16 protein-coding genes are annotated in these 17,210 nt (G+C 71.6%); 3 read left to right on the forward strand and 13 right to left on the reverse strand.

The features are described 5' to 3' along the window. Positions 1–98 precede the first annotated feature (98 nt). The 7 genes from ACIQD6_RS08670 to ACIQD6_RS08700 form a co-directional block, all read right to left on the reverse strand. Entirely contained in the window at positions 99–2,345 is a 2,247-nt protein-coding gene (locus ACIQD6_RS08670; protein WP_401880748.1) for a 2-dehydropantoate 2-reductase, read from the reverse strand. 5 nt (positions 2,346–2,350) lie between these two features. Beyond that, positions 2,351–3,205, reverse strand: a complete 855-nt coding sequence (locus ACIQD6_RS08675) for an SDR family NAD(P)-dependent oxidoreductase (protein WP_401879893.1) — start codon at positions 3,203–3,205, stop codon at positions 2,351–2,353. Continuing rightward, positions 3,205–4,518 (reverse strand): MFS transporter, encoded by a 1,314-nt coding sequence (locus ACIQD6_RS08680; RefSeq protein ID WP_401879895.1) that lies wholly within the window; start codon positions 4,516–4,518, stop codon positions 3,205–3,207. Before ACIQD6_RS08680 ends, ACIQD6_RS08675 begins: the two co-directional genes overlap by 1 nt. Then, on the reverse strand, positions 4,515–5,447 hold the full coding sequence (locus tag ACIQD6_RS08685; RefSeq protein WP_401879898.1) for a polysaccharide deacetylase: 933 nt from the start codon (positions 5,445–5,447) through the stop codon (positions 4,515–4,517). Before ACIQD6_RS08685 ends, ACIQD6_RS08680 begins: the two co-directional genes overlap by 4 nt. A 95-nt stretch (positions 5,448–5,542) precedes the next feature. Next, positions 5,543–6,526 carry an Lrp/AsnC family transcriptional regulator gene (locus tag ACIQD6_RS08690; protein WP_401880750.1) on the reverse strand — a complete coding sequence of 328 codons (984 nt, stop codon included), beginning with the start codon at positions 6,524–6,526 and terminating at the stop codon, positions 5,543–5,545. Positions 6,527–6,877: 351 nt separating this feature from the next. Then, the gene (locus ACIQD6_RS08695; protein ID WP_401879901.1) at positions 6,878–7,096 is read right to left on the reverse strand and encodes a ferredoxin; all 219 of its coding nucleotides are present in this window, start codon (positions 7,094–7,096) and stop codon (positions 6,878–6,880) included. 3 nt (positions 7,097–7,099) lie between these two features. Further along, a complete protein-coding gene (locus ACIQD6_RS08700; protein WP_401879904.1) occupies positions 7,100–8,299 on the reverse strand; it encodes a cytochrome P450 in 1,200 nt (399 codons plus the stop codon). A 272-nt stretch (positions 8,300–8,571) separates the two neighbouring features. On the opposite strand from ACIQD6_RS08700, the gene ACIQD6_RS08705 reads away from it, so the two are divergent. Next, on the forward strand, positions 8,572–9,261 hold the full coding sequence (locus tag ACIQD6_RS08705) for a TetR/AcrR family transcriptional regulator (protein ID WP_401879907.1): 690 nt from the start codon (positions 8,572–8,574) through the stop codon (positions 9,259–9,261). Positions 9,262–9,291: 30 nt separating this feature from the next. On the opposite strand, the gene ACIQD6_RS08710 is transcribed toward ACIQD6_RS08705, so the two are convergent. The 3 genes from ACIQD6_RS08710 to ACIQD6_RS08720 form a co-directional block, all read right to left on the reverse strand. Further along, positions 9,292–9,669 (reverse strand): toxin Doc, encoded by a 378-nt coding sequence (locus ACIQD6_RS08710; RefSeq protein WP_401879910.1) that lies wholly within the window; start codon positions 9,667–9,669, stop codon positions 9,292–9,294. Continuing rightward, positions 9,669–9,911 (reverse strand): hypothetical protein, encoded by a 243-nt coding sequence (locus tag ACIQD6_RS08715; RefSeq protein ID WP_401879912.1) that lies wholly within the window; start codon positions 9,909–9,911, stop codon positions 9,669–9,671. Before ACIQD6_RS08715 ends, ACIQD6_RS08710 begins: the two co-directional genes overlap by 1 nt. A 75-nt stretch (positions 9,912–9,986) precedes the next feature. Continuing rightward, positions 9,987–10,823, reverse strand: a complete 837-nt coding sequence (locus ACIQD6_RS08720) for an EamA family transporter (protein WP_401880752.1) — start codon at positions 10,821–10,823, stop codon at positions 9,987–9,989. Between the two features lie 159 nt (positions 10,824–10,982). Between ACIQD6_RS08720 and ACIQD6_RS08725 the strand changes: the two genes are divergently transcribed. Continuing rightward, positions 10,983–11,885, forward strand: a complete 903-nt coding sequence (locus tag ACIQD6_RS08725; RefSeq protein WP_401879915.1) for a LysR family transcriptional regulator — start codon at positions 10,983–10,985, stop codon at positions 11,883–11,885. Positions 11,886–12,025: 140 nt separating this feature from the next. Then, the gene (locus tag ACIQD6_RS08730) at positions 12,026–15,001 is read left to right on the forward strand and encodes a glycoside hydrolase family 2 TIM barrel-domain containing protein (protein ID WP_401879918.1); all 2,976 of its coding nucleotides are present in this window, start codon (positions 12,026–12,028) and stop codon (positions 14,999–15,001) included. A gap of 68 nt (positions 15,002–15,069) precedes the next feature. Here ACIQD6_RS08730 and ACIQD6_RS08735 read toward each other — a convergent pair whose 3' ends face one another. Genes ACIQD6_RS08735 through ACIQD6_RS08745 form a run of 3 tightly spaced genes read right to left on the reverse strand, consistent with a single transcriptional unit; the run spans position 15,070 to position 17,209 of the window. Further along, entirely contained in the window at positions 15,070–15,942 is an 873-nt protein-coding gene (locus ACIQD6_RS08735; protein WP_401879921.1) for a phosphogluconate dehydrogenase C-terminal domain-containing protein, read from the reverse strand. Continuing rightward, the gene (locus ACIQD6_RS08740) at positions 15,942–16,742 is read right to left on the reverse strand and encodes a sugar phosphate isomerase/epimerase family protein (protein ID WP_401879924.1); all 801 of its coding nucleotides are present in this window, start codon (positions 16,740–16,742) and stop codon (positions 15,942–15,944) included. The genes ACIQD6_RS08735 and ACIQD6_RS08740 overlap by 1 nt, the downstream gene beginning before the upstream one ends. After that, positions 16,742–17,209: a dihydroxyacetone kinase subunit DhaK gene (locus ACIQD6_RS08745; RefSeq protein ID WP_401879927.1), complete on the reverse strand. Its 468-nt coding sequence runs from the start codon at positions 17,207–17,209 to the stop codon at positions 16,742–16,744. Before ACIQD6_RS08745 ends, ACIQD6_RS08740 begins: the two co-directional genes overlap by 1 nt. Position 17,210: the final 1 nt, after the last annotated feature.

The following is a 17,210-nucleotide window of genomic DNA, read 5'->3' on the forward strand; positions in this document are numbered from 1 at the left end:
ACACTGGCGGACATGCGCTCCCCTCGCACAGCGTAGTGAATTCCGGCCCCAAGGCCGTCGCCCCCACAGGGTCCTGTGAGGGCGACGGCCTTGGGCGGTCAGCCGCGGGCCAGCGCGCCCAGGATCACGGCGGTCAGCGCGGCGCGCTCCACCATGCCGGTGACGGTGGTGTGTTCGGAGCGGGCGTGCGCGCCGGACCCCATCGCGCCGATGCCGTCCAGCACCGGGAGGCCTGCGGCGACGACGAAGTTGCCGTCGCTGGCGCCGCCCACGGCGGTCTCGCGCAGTTCGTACCCCAGCAGGGCCGCGCAGCCGCGTGCCAGGTCCGCCAACTCGGCGACTTCCGGAGTGCGTTCGAAGACCGGGCGGTTCCATCCTCCGGTCACCTCGACCGAGGTGCGGGGATCGACCGGCCGCAGCGCGGCCAGGGCCGCGCCGACCCGGGCCTGTTCGGCGGCGGTGGCGACCCTGATGTCGAGACGGCCGACGGCCCGCCCCGCCGTGACATTGCTGCGGGTGCCGCCCTCGATCACACCGACGTTCACCGAGGTGCCCGCCTCCAGGTCTCGGAGCGCGCCCAACCGCAGGATCTGGTGGGCCAGTTCCTCCACCGCGCTGGCGCCGGCCGTGGGATCGAGGCCCGCGTGTGCCTCCTGCCCGGTGACCGTGACGGTGAACAGGCCGACGCCCTTGCGCGCGGTCTTGATGGCGCCGTCGGCGGCGGCTTCGAAGACCAGGGTGGCGCGGCTGTCACGGGCCTCGGCGACGATGGCGTCGCTGGAGGCGAGGCTGCCGGTCTCCTCGTCCCCGTTGAGCATGAGTGTGCAGGCCGGGCGGGGCAGCCCGAGGGCGTCCAGGGCACGCAACGCCCATACCCCCTGTACCAGGCCCGCCTTCATGTCGAAGACGCCGGGCCCGGTGATCCGGTCACCGTCGCGCTGGAAGGGCCACTCGGCCAGTGTGCCGGTGGGCCATACGGTGTCGTAGTGGCCGAGCAGCAGGACGGGGCGCTCCCCGGTCCCGGCGTAGCGGCGGACCAGGATGTCACCGCCCTGCTCGCGCTCCAGCACCTCCTCCGTGTACGCGGTGCCCAGCGCGTCGTCGAGCCAGTCCCGCAGCCAGGACAGGCAGGCGGCCAGCGCCCGGGGGTCGTCGCTGGCGCTCTCCTGGGAGGTGTACCGGCCCAGGTCGCGGACCATCTCCTCCTGGCGGGCGGCCAGCCAGGCCCGTACGGCATCGGCTTGTACGGCATCGGCCTGTACGGATGCGGCGTCGGGCCGCACGTCGTCGGAATCCGGGACGGACGGTGCGGCGGAGGGCACGGCGGCCGGTCCCGCCAGCCGGTCCAGCGCGTCCAGGCGCGACTCCGCCATCAGCTCCGGGTCGCGCTCCAGCTCCCGCAGGCCGTCGATCACGGCCCGCAGTACCGGAGTGGCGACCCCATGACGGCCCGCCAGCTCGAAGACGTCGGCGTAGTGCGTGGTCACCTCGACCGGCCGGCGCCGTACGGCCAGATCCCGCCAGATCCCGCTGCGGTCCTTGGACTGGGTGCGCAGCCAGGCGGTGAGCCGGCCGGTGGCGGCGCGGCGGGCTTCGGGGTCGGCGCCGCGCCGGAACGCCTCGGGTTCGAAGGCGTCGAACGCCTCCAGTCTGATGCCCGACGTGTCGGCCACGTCGAAGACTTCGGCGGCCACCGCGTCCATCGCGGGGCCGTGCCGGTCGATCAGCTCGGCCATCGGCGCGTCGGCCAGCGCGGTGGCCGCCAGCATGGCTCCGAATCCGGCCTTGGCCCACAGATAGCCCTCGACATTGTCGCTGGCCACGGCCGGCCCCCAGCTCCGCAGGTCGTCCACGAGACCGCGGACCCGCGCGGAGACGGGCGCGCCGCCCCGCTCGCCGACCACCAGGGCTCCGGCGCCACCGTCGAGGATCACACCGGGCTCGATCACATCGGCGAAGATGTTGACGAAGGCCGCGACGGTGCGTTCCGGTCCGATCCGCCGGGCTATCAGGTCCTCGTTGAAACCGTTCTGGACCGAGACGACCCAGCCGTCCGGTGCCAGCCGGGGGGCGATCCAGCTCAGCGCCGTGTCGGTGGCCTGGGCCTTGACGGCCAGCAGGACGCGGTGGACGGTGCCGTCGAACTCGTCGGGGGTGGCGGCCTCGACGGGCACGCTCTCGCGGTGCTCACCCCGGGCGACGGTCAGGCCATGGGCGCGGATCGCGGCCACGTGCGCCCCGTCGGCGTCGATGACGCGCACCCGGTGGCCGGCCCTGGCCAGGCTGAAGGCGAGGGTGCCGCCGATGGCTCCGGCTCCTACCACCGTGTAGGTGTCGTCGCGCATGTCGCTCATACGGGGTGTCCTTCCGCGGCGTCGGCCGGTCGGTGGGGGGTGCGGTGCGCGTGCGGTGTGTCCGGGCCGCCCGGCGCGGGCGATCCGTTCCGGTCGTGGCCGTCCGGGGGCCAGATCCGGGGCAGGTGGAGGGCGCCGGTGCTGGAGCCGCCGTCCACCCGCAGGATCTCGCCGGTGATCCAGGAGGCGTCGCCGCCGGCGATCCAGCGGACCGCGCGGGCGATGTCGCGAGGGGTGCCGGGCCGGCCGAGGGGGTTGGCGCCGATCGCCGCCGCGTACTCCTCGGAGACCGGGTTGCAGTCGCTGTCGACCGGGACGAAGCCGGGGCTGACGGCGTTGACCCGGATGCCGTGCGCGCCCAGTTCCAGGGCGGCGGCACGCGTGGCCATCTCCAGCGCGGCCTTGGAACTGGCGTACGGTCCGCCGCCCGGGCGGGCCCGCAGCGCGGAGCCCGAGGAGATGTTGACCACCGAGCCTGCCCTGCCGTGCTCGACGGCCAGCCGGGCGAAGGCGGCGGTGGCCAGCACCGGGGCCCGCAGGTTGACGGCGAAGAGCCGGTCCCATTCCTCGGCACGCAGGTCGGCCATGTCCAGGGACGGGTAGACGCCGGCCGCGTTGACCAGGACGTCGACCGGTCCCTGGGACTCCCAGGCCCGGTGGACCAGGTCCGCCGGGGCCTCCGGGTCGGTCAGGTCGACGGTGTGGGCGCTGCCGCCGAGCCGTACGGCGGTCTCCTCCAGGGCCGCGCGGTCACGGTCGGCGAGGGTGACGGCGGCCCCCTCGACGGTGAACTCCTCGGCGATCGCCCGCCCGATGCCACCGGCGGCGCCGGTGACGAGGACATGCGTCATCAGTGGAACTCCTTGTCCTTGGTCTCGGGCATGGTGAGGTAGACCAGCAGGGAGATCAGCGACGCGGCCGAGACGTAGACCCACAACAGGTCGCTGTGGCCGCTCTCGTGGAGCCAGGTCGTGAGGTACGGGGCAGTGCCGCCGAAGACGGCGACGGCCAGCGCGTACGGCAGGGCGATCCCGGTGGCCCGGACCTCGGGCGGGAACTGCTCGGCCATGATCACCGCGCAGTTGGCGGAGTAGCCGAGGATCAGCAGCATGCCGGTCAGCTGCACCAGGAACAGACTGAGGAAGCTGTCGCCCATCAGATGCAGCAGCGGCCAGGCCAGCACCACGAAGCCGCCGGCGAACACCGCCATGGTCGGCTTGCGCCCGAGGCGGTCGGACAGGAGGCCCGCGAACGGCAGCAGGACGACGAAGATCACCAGGCAGAGGGTCTGGGACAGCAGCGCGGTCTTGAGCGGGATGCCGGTGGTGAGATTGGCGTACGTGGGAAGGTAGTTGACCCAGATGTAGTACGTCAGCGTGCCGGCGACGGTGATACCCGCGACCCGGAGGGCAGCGGCCGGGTGCTCGACGAACATCGCCTTGAGCGGGTTGGTCCGGGTGCGTCCCGACCCCTGGGCCTCGGTGAAGGAATCGGTGTCCTCCACCGAGACGCGCAGCCACAGGCCGACCAGGCCGAGCAGGCCGCCGAGCACGAAGGCCAGCCGCCAGCCCCAGGAGTGCAGGGCGTCGTCGCTGAGCGTCGAGGTGAAGACGGTGCCGAGCAGCGAGGCGATCAGCACGCCACCGGCCACCGACACCTGCTGCCAGGATCCGGCGAACGCGCGCCGGCCGCGGGCGGCGGACTCCACGAGGAACGCCGAGGAGGAGCCGAACTCACCGCCCGCGGAGAATCCCTGGACCAGCCGGGCCAGCAGCAGGACCAGCGGGGACAGCACCCCTATGGACTCGTAGCCCGGGGTGAGCGCGATGACGAAGGCGGCGCCGGCCATCAGGCCGACGGTCAGGGTCATGCCCTTCTTGCGCCCGTGCCGGTCGGCGTAGACGCCGAGCACGGCGGCGCCGACGGGCCGCATGACGAAGCCGACGGCGAAGACGGCCAGGGTGGACAGCAGGGCGACGGCTCCGTCGCCGGCCGGGAAGAACTCATCGGCGATGATCTTGACGAAGATCGAGTACAGGGCCCAGTCGACCCATTCGACGGTGTTGCCGATGGTGCCGGCGACGATGGCCTTGCGCTGCTTGCCGCTCAGCCTGTGCGCCGCCGGCGCGGTGGCGGCCACGGTCTCGGGGGACTCGGTGCTCATGGCGTGTGCTCCGGGGATTCGTGGCGAAGCGCGGTGCGGGCGGCCTCGGCCAGTTGGGCGTGGGTGGCGTACCAGACGTCCGGGTGGGCGGCGATGTGGTCCAGCAGTTCGCGCAGCACGGTCATCCGCGAGCGGTGGCCGATGACATGCGGGTGGAGGGTGAGCTGGAAGACGCCGCCGGCCCGGTAGGCGGCGTCGAATTCGTCGGTCCAGATCTCCAGCACGTCGCGCGGACGGCTGTGCGGGCGGACCGAGCCGTAGCGGTCCATGGTGAAGTACGGCGCGTCGTCCCGGATCCAGTCGACGGGGATCTCGACCAGACCGGTGGGCCGCCCCCCGGCCAGGATCTCGTACGGTTCGTCGTCGGCCATCAGCGAGGAGTCGTAGGAGAAGCCCAGGTCGATGATGGTGTCGAGGGTCGATTCCGAGAAGTCCCAGGACGGGGTGCGGATACCGGCCGGACGCTGCCCGGTGAGGTCGGTGAGTGTGTCCAGGGCCCGGCGCACCAACGCCTTCTCGTCCTCCCGGCCGAGCAGTGTGTTGCGCTCGTGGATCCAGCCGTGGACGGCGATCTCATGGCCGTCGCGGGTGTACGAGCGTGCTTCCTCGGGGTGGAGCAGGGCGGAGACGGCCGGCATGAAGAACGTCGCGGGGATGCCATGGGCGGCGAGCAGCTCCAGCACCCTGGGGGCGCCGACCCGGGCGCCGTACTCCCCCTGGGCGAGACGCCCGGGGCTGGTCTCGCCGTCACGCAGCGGGATGGTCTCGTGGTCGGAGTCGAAGGACAGCGCGACCGCGACGCGGGCTCCGTCCGGCCACCGCTCCGGGAGCAGTGGCCGCCCGGCGCGCACCGCGTCGACGTGCCGTCGCCACTCGCTCTCCGGCCAGCGCCAGCTCTCGACGGGCGTGTTCGGGTCGGTCTGGGACATGGTGGCTCTCCACAGGGAGGTTCGGGGACGTGAGGAAGGGGTGAGGGGGTGGAGGGTGAGGGGGCGTGCGACACAGGTGTCCGGCGGGCGCCCGCTCAGTCGAACTGGTCCAGCCGGGTCCAGGCGCCCTTGAGGGTGGCCAGGTGCACGGTGACGTCGGAGGCGTTCAGCCCCGGCAGGGCGCCGATGACCTCGCCGGTGTAGCGGAACAGGTCGGTACGGCGCGGCAGGACCATGTGTCCCACCAGGTTGAACCGGCCGGTGGCGGCGGCCAGGAACTTGGTGCCCGAGTGACGGGCGAGCTGCCGCCCGGCGGCGTCGAGCCGGTCCGGCTCGATGGACAGCCACACCATGAACTCGGCCTCGTATCCCAGGAGGGCCGGCTCCACCAGGGTGCGGAAGTGCAGGGTGCCCCGCGCCACCAGCCGGTCCAGGGCACGCGACACACTGGACTCGCTGCGTTCCAGCCGGCGGGCCAGTGTGCTGACGGGCAGTCGGCCGTCCTGTGCGAGGGCTCCCGCGACGGCGTGTTCGAGGTCGGAGAGCGCTTGTGGCGCCTGGTCCCAGTCCTCGCGGTCGAACGGTGTGGCCAGCGAGGCGGGCCGCAGATCGGCGGCGGCCTCACGCGGCAGCAGGCCGGTGTCCCACAGCGCCGCGGAGGTGAAGGTGCGGATGACGGCGACACACTCGGTGCTGGTGATCAGGTGCGCGCCGGGCAGGTCGGTGAAGAGCAGCCGCATCAGCTGCTCGTTGTCCTGCGCGACGAAGTCGACGATCAGGTCGGCCGTGCCGGTGACCACCGCGAGGAACCGTACCTCCGGGCATTCGGCCAGCAGTTCGGCGAGCTCCAGCCCTTTGCCCGGCCGGGCGTGCACCCGTACGAGCATGGAGGAGCCGGCCCGTGTCCGGTCCAGCTCCAGCGCGCCCACCACATGGACCAGCCGGCGCTCGCGCAACGCCTGGTAGCGCCGCTGCGCGGTGGTCTCGCTGGCACCCACCCACCGGGCGATCGAACTCCACGGGGCACGGCCGTTGAGCTGGAGCGCGGCGATGACGCGGCGGTCCAGCTCATCGATCATGTCGGCGTGAGCTCGGGTGGCCATGGAGCGGGACGCTAATCATCACTCCGGCACCCGTCAACGAAGGAATCCCGCATCGTTCCAGGTCACCGGCGCGTTCTCCGACGACGGACGTGTTACGAGCGGGGAAAACCCGCAGATCGGGAGGGACGGTCCGGTGCGGTGACGGGTTGCCGGATCGCCTCGCGGGCCCGGTGAATTTTTCCGTCGGACAACTGACCGCCACCGCACGGTACGGGGGTGGCGGTGCCGTTGTGGTACGGACGGCGGCCGGTGTCCGTAACGTCGGTGACGTCGGTGTCGGTGTCCGTCACGTCGGTGTCGGTGACGTCGGTGTCGGTGACGTCGGTGTCAGCCGCGCGGACCGATCTCCCGTTCCCCGTCGAGGACCGTGATGGCCATCGCCGGGCAGGAATCGGCCGCGTCGAGCACGGTCTCGTCGGGGCCGACGCTGTCGGCGAGCGGCCTGGCGCGATCGTCGTCACCCAGGGCGAAGTACTCCGGCGCCATGCCCGCGCACATGCCCGACGCCATGCAGCGGCCCCCGTCGACCTCGATCCGCCAGCCCACCGGTCACCACCCGACCGGCATGGTGCGCGGGCCACGGACGATCATCTGTTCCTTCCAGACGATGTCACCGGCCGGCCGCAGACCGGGCAGCCGGGTCAGCAGGGCACGCAGCGCCTCCTGCAGTTCCACCCTGGCCAGCGGTGCGCCGAGGCAGTGATGGACGCCGTGCCCGAAGCCCAGGTGCTGGCTCACCTCACGTCCGATGTCCAGAACTCCCGGCGCGCTGAAGCGGATCGCGTCCCGGTTGGCGGAGCCGACCGCGACCAGTACGGGTTCGCCGGCCCGCACCAGTGTGCCGCCGACCTCGATGTCCTCGGTAGCGTAGCGGGGGAAGGCGGCGCCGGCGCCGATCGGGACGAACCGCATCAACTCCTCGACGGCGCCCGGGATCAGCGCGGGCTCCGCCCTCAGCCGCCGTAACTGTTCCGGGTGCTCGAACAGGGCGAACAGGAAGTTGGGGATCTGGGTCGCCGTGGTCTCGTGGCCGGCGACCAGGATGGCGACGCACAGATCGATCAGTTCCGGCTCGGAGAGCCGGTCGTCGACGTCACGGGCCTGGATGAGCGCGGACATGAGGTCGTCGGCGGCCTCCGCGCGGTGCCGCTCCACCAGACCCGCCATATAGGCGCGGAGTTCCTCGCCCTTGGTGTCGTACTCCTCGGGTGTCAGCCCGCTGGTGGACAGCGCGGCGTCGCTCCACTCCCGGAAGAGGGGCCGGTCCTCGACCGGCACACCGAGCAGTTGGCAGATCACGGCGACCGGGATCGGCAGCGCGTAGTCCTCGACGAGGTCGGCGGGCGGGCCGGTCTCGATCAGTCCGTCCACGAGTCCGTCGGCGAGCCGGGCGATGTCGGGCCGCATCTTCTCGACCCGGTGGACGGTGAACGCCTTGGCCACCAGAGTGCGCAGCCGGGTGTGGTGCGGCGGGTCCATGCTGAGGATCCCGCCGGGCCGCGTCTGCGGCCACTGACGGGGCGCGTCGTGACGCTCCTCCTCCGCCCGGCTGAACCGGCGGTCACCCAGCACGAGGCGGGCGTCGGCATAGCGCGTGGCCAGCCAGGCCGGTTCCCCGTACGGCAGTTGGACCCTGAGCAGCCCGGGGACTTCACGGGCGTGGGCGTACGCGTCGGACAGCTCGATCCCGCTCGACGTGTTGAACGGGTAGCTGACGGGGTCGGCTGGTGCGTGATGTACGTCGGTCATCGAAAAGCCCCGATCGCGAGAGGTTGATGCACGGATCGTTGATGCACGGATCGTTGATGCACAGCTCGATCAAGCACGGCTCGTTGAACCACCGGTCGCTGAAACACGGGTCGCTGAAACACGGGTCGTCGCAGCACGGATCGTGCTTGTAAGCACGCGATTACAAACCGTAGGAGGGGTATACCTCCCCGTCAACGGGGCCACCCGCGCGGCGGCTTCGGTCCAGCGGCGGGCATGACGGCGTCCGACGCACGGAGTACGGGAGGTTCGACATGGCCCAGCAGGGGCCGGAGCGGCGGCGCGATGCCGCCCAGACCAGGCAGGCGCTGCTCGGCGCCGCGTCCGCGCTGTTCGCCGAGCGTGGCTTCGACGGCACCACGGTCCGGGACATCGCCCGGCGGGCCGAAGCGAATCAGGCCCTGGTCTTCCGCTATTTCGGCTCGAAGGAGTCGCTGTTCGAAGAAGTCATGGCGGGGGTGGGCCGTGACAGGCTGGCCGGCACGCCCGCGGAACAGCTGCTGGCGGAAGCGCTCCGCGATCTCCTGGCGCCGGCGTCCGAGCGGGACCGGTCGCTGGAGGCGTTCCTCCGGTCGGGAGGCAGTGGCTGTGCGGTCTCGGCCGTACGCCGTCAGTTCGGCGAGGAGTACGCGCGGGTCCTGAGCACGCTGACCGACGCCCCGGACGCGGCTTTGCGGGCGGATCTCGCGCTGTCCTGGCTGCTGGGGATCGGGCTGATGCGGGTGGTGGTCCCCAAGGAGCCGCTGTCGACGGCGGATTCGGCGGAGGTCAGCGCGCTGGTGCTCGACGCGATGGCCACACTCCTGGAACGGGTCGACCGGACCCCGCTTCCTGCGCCGGCGGTGCCGAAGCCGACGTCGGCGGCGCCACCGGCGCCTTCACCCTCATCTTCACCGAAGCGGGAACAGGCACAGCCCGTGCTGTCCCGGCCACGGGAGTCCTGACACCCGTCGGCGCCGGACGTGCGGGCAGCGTCAGATACGCCAGCCGCGGAGGTGATCCGCCGCCTGGTAGACGCTGACCTTTCCGGACTGGATGGCACGCACCAGTTCCACGAGGGCGCCGTACGGCGGATCGATCCCCTCGCCGGACGCGTGCATGTACGCGGCGGCCACCTGGCAGGCGTACAGGCTGTTGCGGTAGGGCAGCGGTTCCAGGCGCACGAGCGTGTGGAACAGTGACGCCGCCCGCCAGGACACATCGGGTTCGCTGGTCGCCGGGCGCGGGATACGGGTCTTGTGGCGGGCGACGGCGGCGACCAGAGCCGAGTAGTCGGCCACGGACACGTCTTCCGGTACGGCCTGTTCCTGTACGTCCAGGAGCCAGGCCACATCGATGTACACGAGGGGCATCAGGCGGCTTCCACCCGCTGCCTGTCCTGCGGGTGGGGCGGGACCTCGTTGGCGAACGCCTCGTCGAACTCCCCCCGGTGCTGCTCCCCCCAGGCGACGGCGTACCGGACGAACTGCAACCGCTGCTGCTCACGGAGGGGAAGGTCGTGAACGTACTGCTTGAGCGACTTGCCCTCGGCGGCAGCGGCGGCCCGGACCGCCTCGAGCTCGTCCTCGGTGAAGCTGATGTTGAGTGATGGCATGGTCTTACGGTACCTAACCGGTACCTGTCGCGGAAGTGAGAGTCCGCCGCCCCCCGGCCGGGGCGATGAGGACCTTCATGTCGCGCTCCGTCGGGTGGTGGGGCGGTGTGCGGTGGAGACCGCGGCGGTGTTCGCGCCGACGATCACGGCGATGGCGAGCCAGGCGAGGGGATCGAGTCGCTGGCCGAGGACGGCGAGACCGGCCAGGGCGGCGAAGACCGGGTTGACACTCATGAACACGCCGAAGAAGTGCGCCGGTATGCGGCGCAGGGCCAGCAGGTCGGCCAGGAACGGCACCGCCGAGGAGAGCACCCCGGCGGCCAGCGCGCAGCCCAGCGCGGTGGGCGTGGGCGGGTGGTGCCACAGCACCCACGCGCCGACGGGCAGGTAGAGGGCGCCGGAGACGGCCGCCGCGGCGGCCGAACCCTCCAGGCCGGGCAGCCGGGCCCCGACGGTCCGGTTGAGCAGGATGTAGCAGCCCCAGCACGTCGCGGCCAGCAGAGCCAGGCCGATGCCCAGGTAGTCGGTGGACGGCGTGGGGCGGGCGAGAACCACCACCGCGCCGGCGGCCGCCACCGCGGCGACCAGGTCGACACGGCGCCGGGAGCCGGCCAGGGCAACGGTCAGCGGGCCGAGGAACTCCAGCGTGACGGCCAGGCCGAGCCCGATCCGTTCGATCGCCGTGTACAGGGACAGGTTCATCCCCGCGAACACCAGCGCGAGGCCCAGCACAGGACGCCACTGCGCCGCGGTGAAGTGCCGCAGCCGTGGCCTGCCGACGGCCCCGAGCACGACGGCGGCCACCCACTGGCGGACCGCCACGACCCCGGCGGGTCCGAGCACCGGGAACGCCAGCGCCGCGATGGAGGCCCCGGTCTGGTTGGACAGGCCGCTGCCCAGCATCAGCGCCACCCCGGCCCCGCGCCCCGAGTCCCGGGAAGGAGCGGCCCCGTCGACCGCGGCGGCCCGGGGCACCGCGGCGGGGGAGGAATCGAGCTTCATGCCCTCCACGATGAGAGCGCCACCCGTATACACAAAATGCATCGATGCGCTCACCTATACGCTGGACGCATGGATGAGATACGGGACAGGGCGGCCGCGCTGGAGCTGAAGCACCTGCGGTGCCTCGTCGCCATCATCGACACCGGCAGCTTCACCGACGCCGCCCACGAACTCGGCATCTCCCAGGCCGCCGTCTCCCGCACCCTGGCCGGCCTCGAAAGCCTTCTCGGGGTACGGCTGCTGCACCGCACCAGCCGCAGCGTCGCCCCCACCAGTACAGGCGTGCAAGCGCTGGCCCGCGCCCGCATCCTGCTCGCCGGCGCCGACGAACTCGTCCGCGAAGCCGCCACCGGCCATACCCGCCTGCACATCGGTCACGCCTGGTCCGCCTTCGGCCGGCACACCACCGAATTCCAGCGCAGCTGGCACGAACAGCACCCCGAGACCGAACTGCGCCTCATCCGCCACAACACCCCCACCGGCGGCCTCGCCGAAGGGCTGTGCGACCTCGCCGTCATCCGTGCCCCGATCGACCTCAAACCGTGGTCCCACGCGCAGATCGGCCAGGAGACCCGCTGTGTCGCCATGGCGTCCGACGATCCCTGGGCCCGCCGGCGCGGTATCCACCTCGACGAGATCCCCGGCCGCACCCTGGCCATCGACCGCCGAACCGGCACCACCGCCCTGGACCTGTGGCCCGAGGACGGCCGGCCCGCCGTCGAGTACACCCACGACATCGACGACTGGCTCGCCGCCATCGCCACCGGCCGCTGCATCGGACTGACCCCCCAGGCCACCGCCGCCCAGTACCGCCGCGACGGCATCACCTACCGTCCCCTCCGCGGCGCCGAGCCGATACCTGTCCACCTCATCTGGCGCGGCCACACCACGCACCCGGCCACCCACACCGCGATCGCCCTGGCAGCCGGTCTCTACCGCGAGGACCGCAGCACCCCACGTCCGCACAAATGACCCTGCAGGGAGGGGACTTGCTCGGTCGGCGAGGCGCACGGTGGGCGCCTTGGAGGCGACGATGCCGGGATCGGTCACTTACGCTGCGTGGAAAACGTCACCTGTTCAGGCCTCGCTCTTCCTTGAAGGGACACCCCTCCATGCCCAGCGAACGTCTCGACCACGCCTCCCTCGACCATGTCGAAAGCCCTGCCCCGGGGCAGGGGCGGCTCGCTCCTCGGGCCCGATACCGCTCCGACGCCATGTCCCTTGAGCTGGACGGACGTTGGCGCTTCCGGCTCGCTCAGTCGGTGAACGAGTCGACCCCGGGGTTCGAGGCGCCGGACCATGACGACACGCGGTGGGAATGGATGGACGTTCCGTCGAGCTGGCAGATGCGCGACGTGGCCGGCTCCCCGCGCTTCGGCACCCCTGCCTACACCAATCTGACCTATCCCTTTCCCGTCGACCCGCCGCGTGTGCCCGATGCCAATCCCACCGGTGAGTACCGCCGGGAGTTCACACTGCCGGAGGAGTGGCCCGACTCCGGGCGGGGTGTGCTGCGCTTCGAGGGTGTGGACTCGGCCTTCGCCGCGTATCTGAACGGCGTCCCGCTCGGCAACGGCAAGGGCAGCCGCCTGCCCACCGAGTTCGACGCCACCCAGGCCCTGCGTCCGGGCCGCAACGTACTGGCCGTGCGCGTCCACCAGTGGTCCGCCGGCAGCTATCTCGAAGACCAGGACATGTGGTGGCTGTCCGGGATCTTCCGTTCCGTGGCGCTGCTCCACCGGCCGCTGGACGGGGTGGCGGACGTCTTCGTCCATGCCGGCTACGACCCCCGCACCGGCGAGGGCACCCTGCGGGTGGAGGCCGACGCCGACGGCAGGATCACCGTGACGGAGCTGGGACTCGACCTCGCCGTCGGGGAGGAGGGGAGGGCCCCGGCCGATCCGTGGACCGCCGAGACGCCCCGCCTCTACGAGGCCGAACTGACCACGGCCGGCGAACGCGTACACCTGCGCGTCGGCTTCCGGACCGTGACGGTGACGGACGGCCTCCTCCGGGTCAACGGCACCCCGATCCTGCTGCGCGGGGTGAACCGGCACGAGTGGGACCCGGACACCGGCCGCACCCTGAGCCCCGGGACGATGCGCCGCGACATCGAGCTGATGAAACGGCACAACATCAACGCGGTGCGCACCAGCCACTATCCGCCCGACGGCCGGTTCCTCGACCTGTGCGACGAACTGGGTCTGTGGGTGATCGACGAGTGCGACCTGGAGACCCACGGCTTCCACCTCACCGGCTGGCGGAACAACCCGAGCGCCGACCCGAGTTGGCGCGACGCGTATCTCGACCGGATGAGCCGCATGGTCGAGCGCGACAAGAACCACGCCAGCGTCATCATGTGGTCGCTGGGCAACGAGGCCGGGACGGGCGACAATCTGCGCGCGATGGCCGACTGGGCCCACGACCGCGATCCGGGACGGCCGGTGCACTACGAGGGCGACTGGGACTGCGGCTATGTGGATGTGTACAGCCGCATGTACGCCGACCACGAGGAGACCGAACGCATCGGCCGGGGGACGGAGGACCCCACGCAGGACCCGGAACTGGACGCGCACCGCCGCGGGATTCCCTTCATCCTGTGCGAGTACGCCCACGCCATGGGCAACGGCCCCGGCGGCCTGAGCGAGTACCAGCGCCTCTTCGAGCGCCACCCCCGCTTGCAGGGCGGCTTCGTCTGGGAGTGGATCGACCACGGCATCCGCCGCCGCACCCCGGACGGCCGGGAGTTCTTCGCGTACGGCGGCGACTTCGACGAGGTGGTCCACGACGGCAACTTCGTGGCCGACGGGCTGGTCTTCCCGGACCGTACCCCCTCCCCCGGGCTGGCCGAGTACAAGAAGGTCATCGAGCCGCTGACGATCGGTGTCGACGCCCGGTCACACGCCGTGGAAGTGCGCAACGGCCTGGACTTCGCCGATACGGGACACCTCCGCCTGCACTGGCGCGTCGAGGACGAGGGGATCCCGCGCGCGGAGGGTGAACTGGCCCTGCCGGCCGTCCCGCCGGGCGGCTCGGCCACGGTGACCTGGTCCGAGGAACTGCGCGAGGCCGCGGCGGACGGCACGGACGGAGAGCGGTGGCTCACCGTGAGCGCGGTGCTCGCCAAGGACGAGGCGTGGGCGCCCGCCGGCCACGAAGTCGCCTGGGCACAGGAGCGGTTGGCCACCACGGAGTCCGAGTCCGCCGCCGAGCCCGCCACCACGCGTGGGACGCTGCCCCGGCTCGGCGGAGCCCGGATCTCCCTGAGGGACGGCGTCTTCGACGCGTACACCGGACGTCTGGTCGAGATCGGGACACTGCCCGTCGAAGGGCCCCTCCTCGATCTGTGGCGGGCGCCCACGGACAACGACCTGCGCGGTTCCGGCGGTTCGGTCGCCGACGAGTGGCGCAGGGCCGGGCTGGACCGGCTGGAGCACAAGGTCCTCTCCGTCGACACGGATGACGAGGGCCTGACGGTCACCACCCGGGTGGCCGCCGCCGGCAGCGATGCCGCCATGTCGGCCGTCTACCGGTGGACGGCGCCCGCCGGCCGCCCCGGCGCGCTGCGGCTCACCCTCGACGTCCGGCCCGTCGGCGCCTGGGACCTGCCACTGCCACGCCTCGGGCTGCGCGCCGCCGTTCCGGCCGGCCTGGACACGGTGACCTGGTTCGGCGCGGGACCGGGCGAGGCGTATCCGGACACCCGTACGGCCGCCCGCGTGGGCCGGTTCACCTCGGACGTCGACGGCCTCCAGACCCCGTACCTCTTCCCGCAGGAGAACGGCAGCCGTGCCGACATCCGCTGGGCATGCCTGACGGACCGTACCGGCACCACCGGTCTGCGCGTCAGCGGCCCCGAGCGCTTCTCGCTCACCGCCCGCCGCTGGACCAGCGAGGACCTGGACGCCGCGGCGCACCCCACGGATCTGGTGCGCCGCGACGCGATCCACCTGAACCTCGACGCGGCCCAGCAGGGCATCGGCAGCGCGTCCTGCGGCCCCGGTGTCCTGCCGCAGTACCGCCTCTCCGCCGCACCGGCCACGTTCGTCGTCGATTTCGAGGTCGAGTCCGCGGCTGAGGGACGGTGAGAGCGGCGGCCCCATGACTGCCGTCGGGGTGGTCCCCGCACCACCCTGGCGGCGGTCACAGCGCGCGGTCAGCGCTTGATCTCCTTGATCCGCAGCATGCGCGTGATGACCTTGTCGAGCTCGTCGTCCTCGAAGACCTTCTTCCAGTCGTCCTTGACGATCGACTCACGGCCGTAGTCCATGGCGATCAGGCAGGCGTCGGAGAACGGGTTGTCGCCCTTGAGGGTGTTGGCGAGAGCGACCTGGGTGTGGCCCAGGAGCATCGCGCGGGCGGCCGCCTCCGGCACACCGACGGTGTGAACGGTCTCGTGGAGCGCCTCCGTGAGCAGCGCGCCGACCATGCAGGCGATGGTCTCGACCAGCGTCGGCTCCAGGACGGCGAGCTGCTTGACCGTCACCCAGTGCACGTCCACGACCGGGGCGTACATCGTGCGGATCACGGCCTCGGCCAGCTCCCGGGCAGCCGGGTCGCCGCCCTCGGAGGAAGCTCCCTCGAAGGAGGCGACGACCTCCTGCGGAGCGGCGATACCGCCGAAGGTGTCGGCGTACTCCTCCTTCGTGGTGCGCTCCAGGAAGACGGAGGGGTGGCACGGATGGGCGACGGCGTTGTGCACGTCGTCGCGGCGGGTCAGCAGGCCGGCGTAGGCCGCGGCAGGGTCCAGCGTGAGCAGTACGGCACCGGGCTTCATCACCGGGACGAGCTGCTCGGAGACGACACCCAGCACGACGTCCGGCACGGCCAGGATGACCACGTCCGCCTGCTCGGCAGCCTCTTCGGAGTCGGTCAGCTCGCGGCCGAGCCCACGGATGAGCTCCTGGCCCTTGGGCGAGTTCTCGGAGAACAGCACCCTGAAGTCGCTCTTGACGAGGTTGTCGGAGACGCGCCGGCCCATCTTGCCGGCGGCACCGATGACGGTGACGGTCTTGTTCTCGGCGGCCATTACCTGCTCCTCTGAAGTGTGGTGATGCTGTGCCTGGTCCACTGGTCCTCGAGCCGGACAGTCGCCTCGAAGCCCTCGTCCTGCCACGGGAGCCAGTGCTCCACGATCTGGTTGATCCGCCGCTGCTCCGGCCGTACGGTCTCGATCATGTGGGCGTAGTCGAGCAGGCCCTCACCCAGTGGGCGGCCGGCGAGGGTGAAGCCGACCCAGCCGTCCCGCCGGCTGAACGCGAAGTCCTTGATGTGCAGGTTGACGACATACGGAGCCGTGGCGTCCACGACGTCCCTGGGGCGTTCCAGCGCGGCGACGCAGTTGCCCGGGTCGAGCACGATGCCCAGGTGGGGATCGTCGACGGCGCGGACGACGCCGAGGAGAACGTCGGTGGGGACCTGTTCGTAGGTCTCCAGGCCGAGAGTGACTCCCCGCTCCGCGTAGGCGGGGACGCTCTCCCGCAGGAGGGCGGTGGCCTCGGCGGCGTCGGGCCGGTGCTCGGCGCTGTTCATCATCGAGCGGACGAGTGTGACCCCGAGTTTGCCCGCCAGTTCGAGATAGGTGGCGAGATGGTCGCGCCGGATCCCGCGCGTGCCGAGCTCCAGTGTGATGCCCAGATCGTCGGCGGTGGCGCGGATGCCGGCGAGGCGGGCGTCGTCGAATGTCTCGATCAGTGGGTAGTCACAGATCTGGAAGACGTCGCCGCCCAACTCCCGCGTGTCGCGCAGCATCTGTTCGACCGTCAGGGGAACTGGCGCGTATGAGGAGTTGCGCCAGAAGTAGCAGTAGGTGCCGAGTCCGTACGCCATTACACGCTCGCCTTTCCGGCGGCACGGCCGCTCATTTCGTCAAGGATCAGCTCGACCGCCTCCGGGTCGTGGGCGAAGCGGCCGAGGAACAGGCCGTCCGCGCCGTCGCCGAGTGTGCCGAGCAGGCCGGGGCCCGCGCTGCCACCGTAGATGACGCGGCTCGTGACGTACTGGGGACGTGCGTCCAGCCAGTGGGCGAGGACCGCGCAGACGGTGGTGATGTGTTCGGCCGCCGCGGCGGCGGCCTTGAACACCGGGAGGTCACCGGCGATCCCCCGCCGCTTCTCCGGATCGGCCGCGTCCGCGTTGGAGATGTCGTCGGTGACGACGGCGACCTGGCCGGGGGCGGTGGGCGCGTCGCGTACGACACCGCCGGACACGGGCCGCATCCAGCGGCGGTGGGCCGCGACGAAGCCTTCGAGCGCCTCGTCGGCGAAGGCGGCGGGAGCGTTGGACAAGCGGGTCATG

This window comes from Streptomyces sp. NPDC088400 (assembly GCF_044753355.1).
GTDB lineage: Bacteria > Actinomycetota > Actinomycetes > Streptomycetales > Streptomycetaceae > Streptomyces.

Bases quoted from the DNA above. Each gene is read 5' to 3' on its own strand.
- ACIQD6_RS08680 (WP_401879895.1), bottom strand. From the start codon at position 4,518: ATGAGCACCGAGTCCCCCGAGACCGTGGCCGCCACCGCGCCGGCGGCG.
- ACIQD6_RS08725 (WP_401879915.1), top strand. From the start codon at position 10,983: ATGGATGAGATACGGGACAGGGCGGCCGCGCTGGAGCTGAAGCACCTG.
- ACIQD6_RS08670 (WP_401880748.1), bottom strand. From the start codon at position 2,345: ATGCGCGACGACACCTACACGGTGGTAGGAGCCGGAGCCATCGGCGGC.
- ACIQD6_RS08730 (WP_401879918.1), top strand. From the start codon at position 12,026: ATGCCCAGCGAACGTCTCGACCACGCCTCCCTCGACCATGTCGAAAGC.
- ACIQD6_RS08690 (WP_401880750.1), bottom strand. From the start codon at position 6,526: ATGATCGATGAGCTGGACCGCCGCGTCATCGCCGCGCTCCAGCTCAAC.
- ACIQD6_RS08705 (WP_401879907.1), top strand. From the start codon at position 8,572: ATGGCCCAGCAGGGGCCGGAGCGGCGGCGCGATGCCGCCCAGACCAGG.
- ACIQD6_RS08745 (WP_401879927.1), bottom strand. From the start codon at position 17,209: ATGACCCGCTTGTCCAACGCTCCCGCCGCCTTCGCCGACGAGGCGCTC.
- ACIQD6_RS08735 (WP_401879921.1), bottom strand. From the start codon at position 15,942: ATGGCCGCCGAGAACAAGACCGTCACCGTCATCGGTGCCGCCGGCAAG.
- ACIQD6_RS08740 (WP_401879924.1), bottom strand. From the start codon at position 16,742: ATGGCGTACGGACTCGGCACCTACTGCTACTTCTGGCGCAACTCCTCA.
- ACIQD6_RS08710 (WP_401879910.1), bottom strand. From the start codon at position 9,669: ATGCCCCTCGTGTACATCGATGTGGCCTGGCTCCTGGACGTACAGGAA.
- ACIQD6_RS08700 (WP_401879904.1), bottom strand. From the start codon at position 8,299: ATGACCGACGTACATCACGCACCAGCCGACCCCGTCAGCTACCCGTTC.
- ACIQD6_RS08715 (WP_401879912.1), bottom strand. From the start codon at position 9,911: ATGCCATCACTCAACATCAGCTTCACCGAGGACGAGCTCGAGGCGGTC.
- ACIQD6_RS08685 (WP_401879898.1), bottom strand. From the start codon at position 5,447: ATGTCCCAGACCGACCCGAACACGCCCGTCGAGAGCTGGCGCTGGCCG.
- ACIQD6_RS08675 (WP_401879893.1), bottom strand. From the start codon at position 3,205: ATGACGCATGTCCTCGTCACCGGCGCCGCCGGTGGCATCGGGCGGGCG.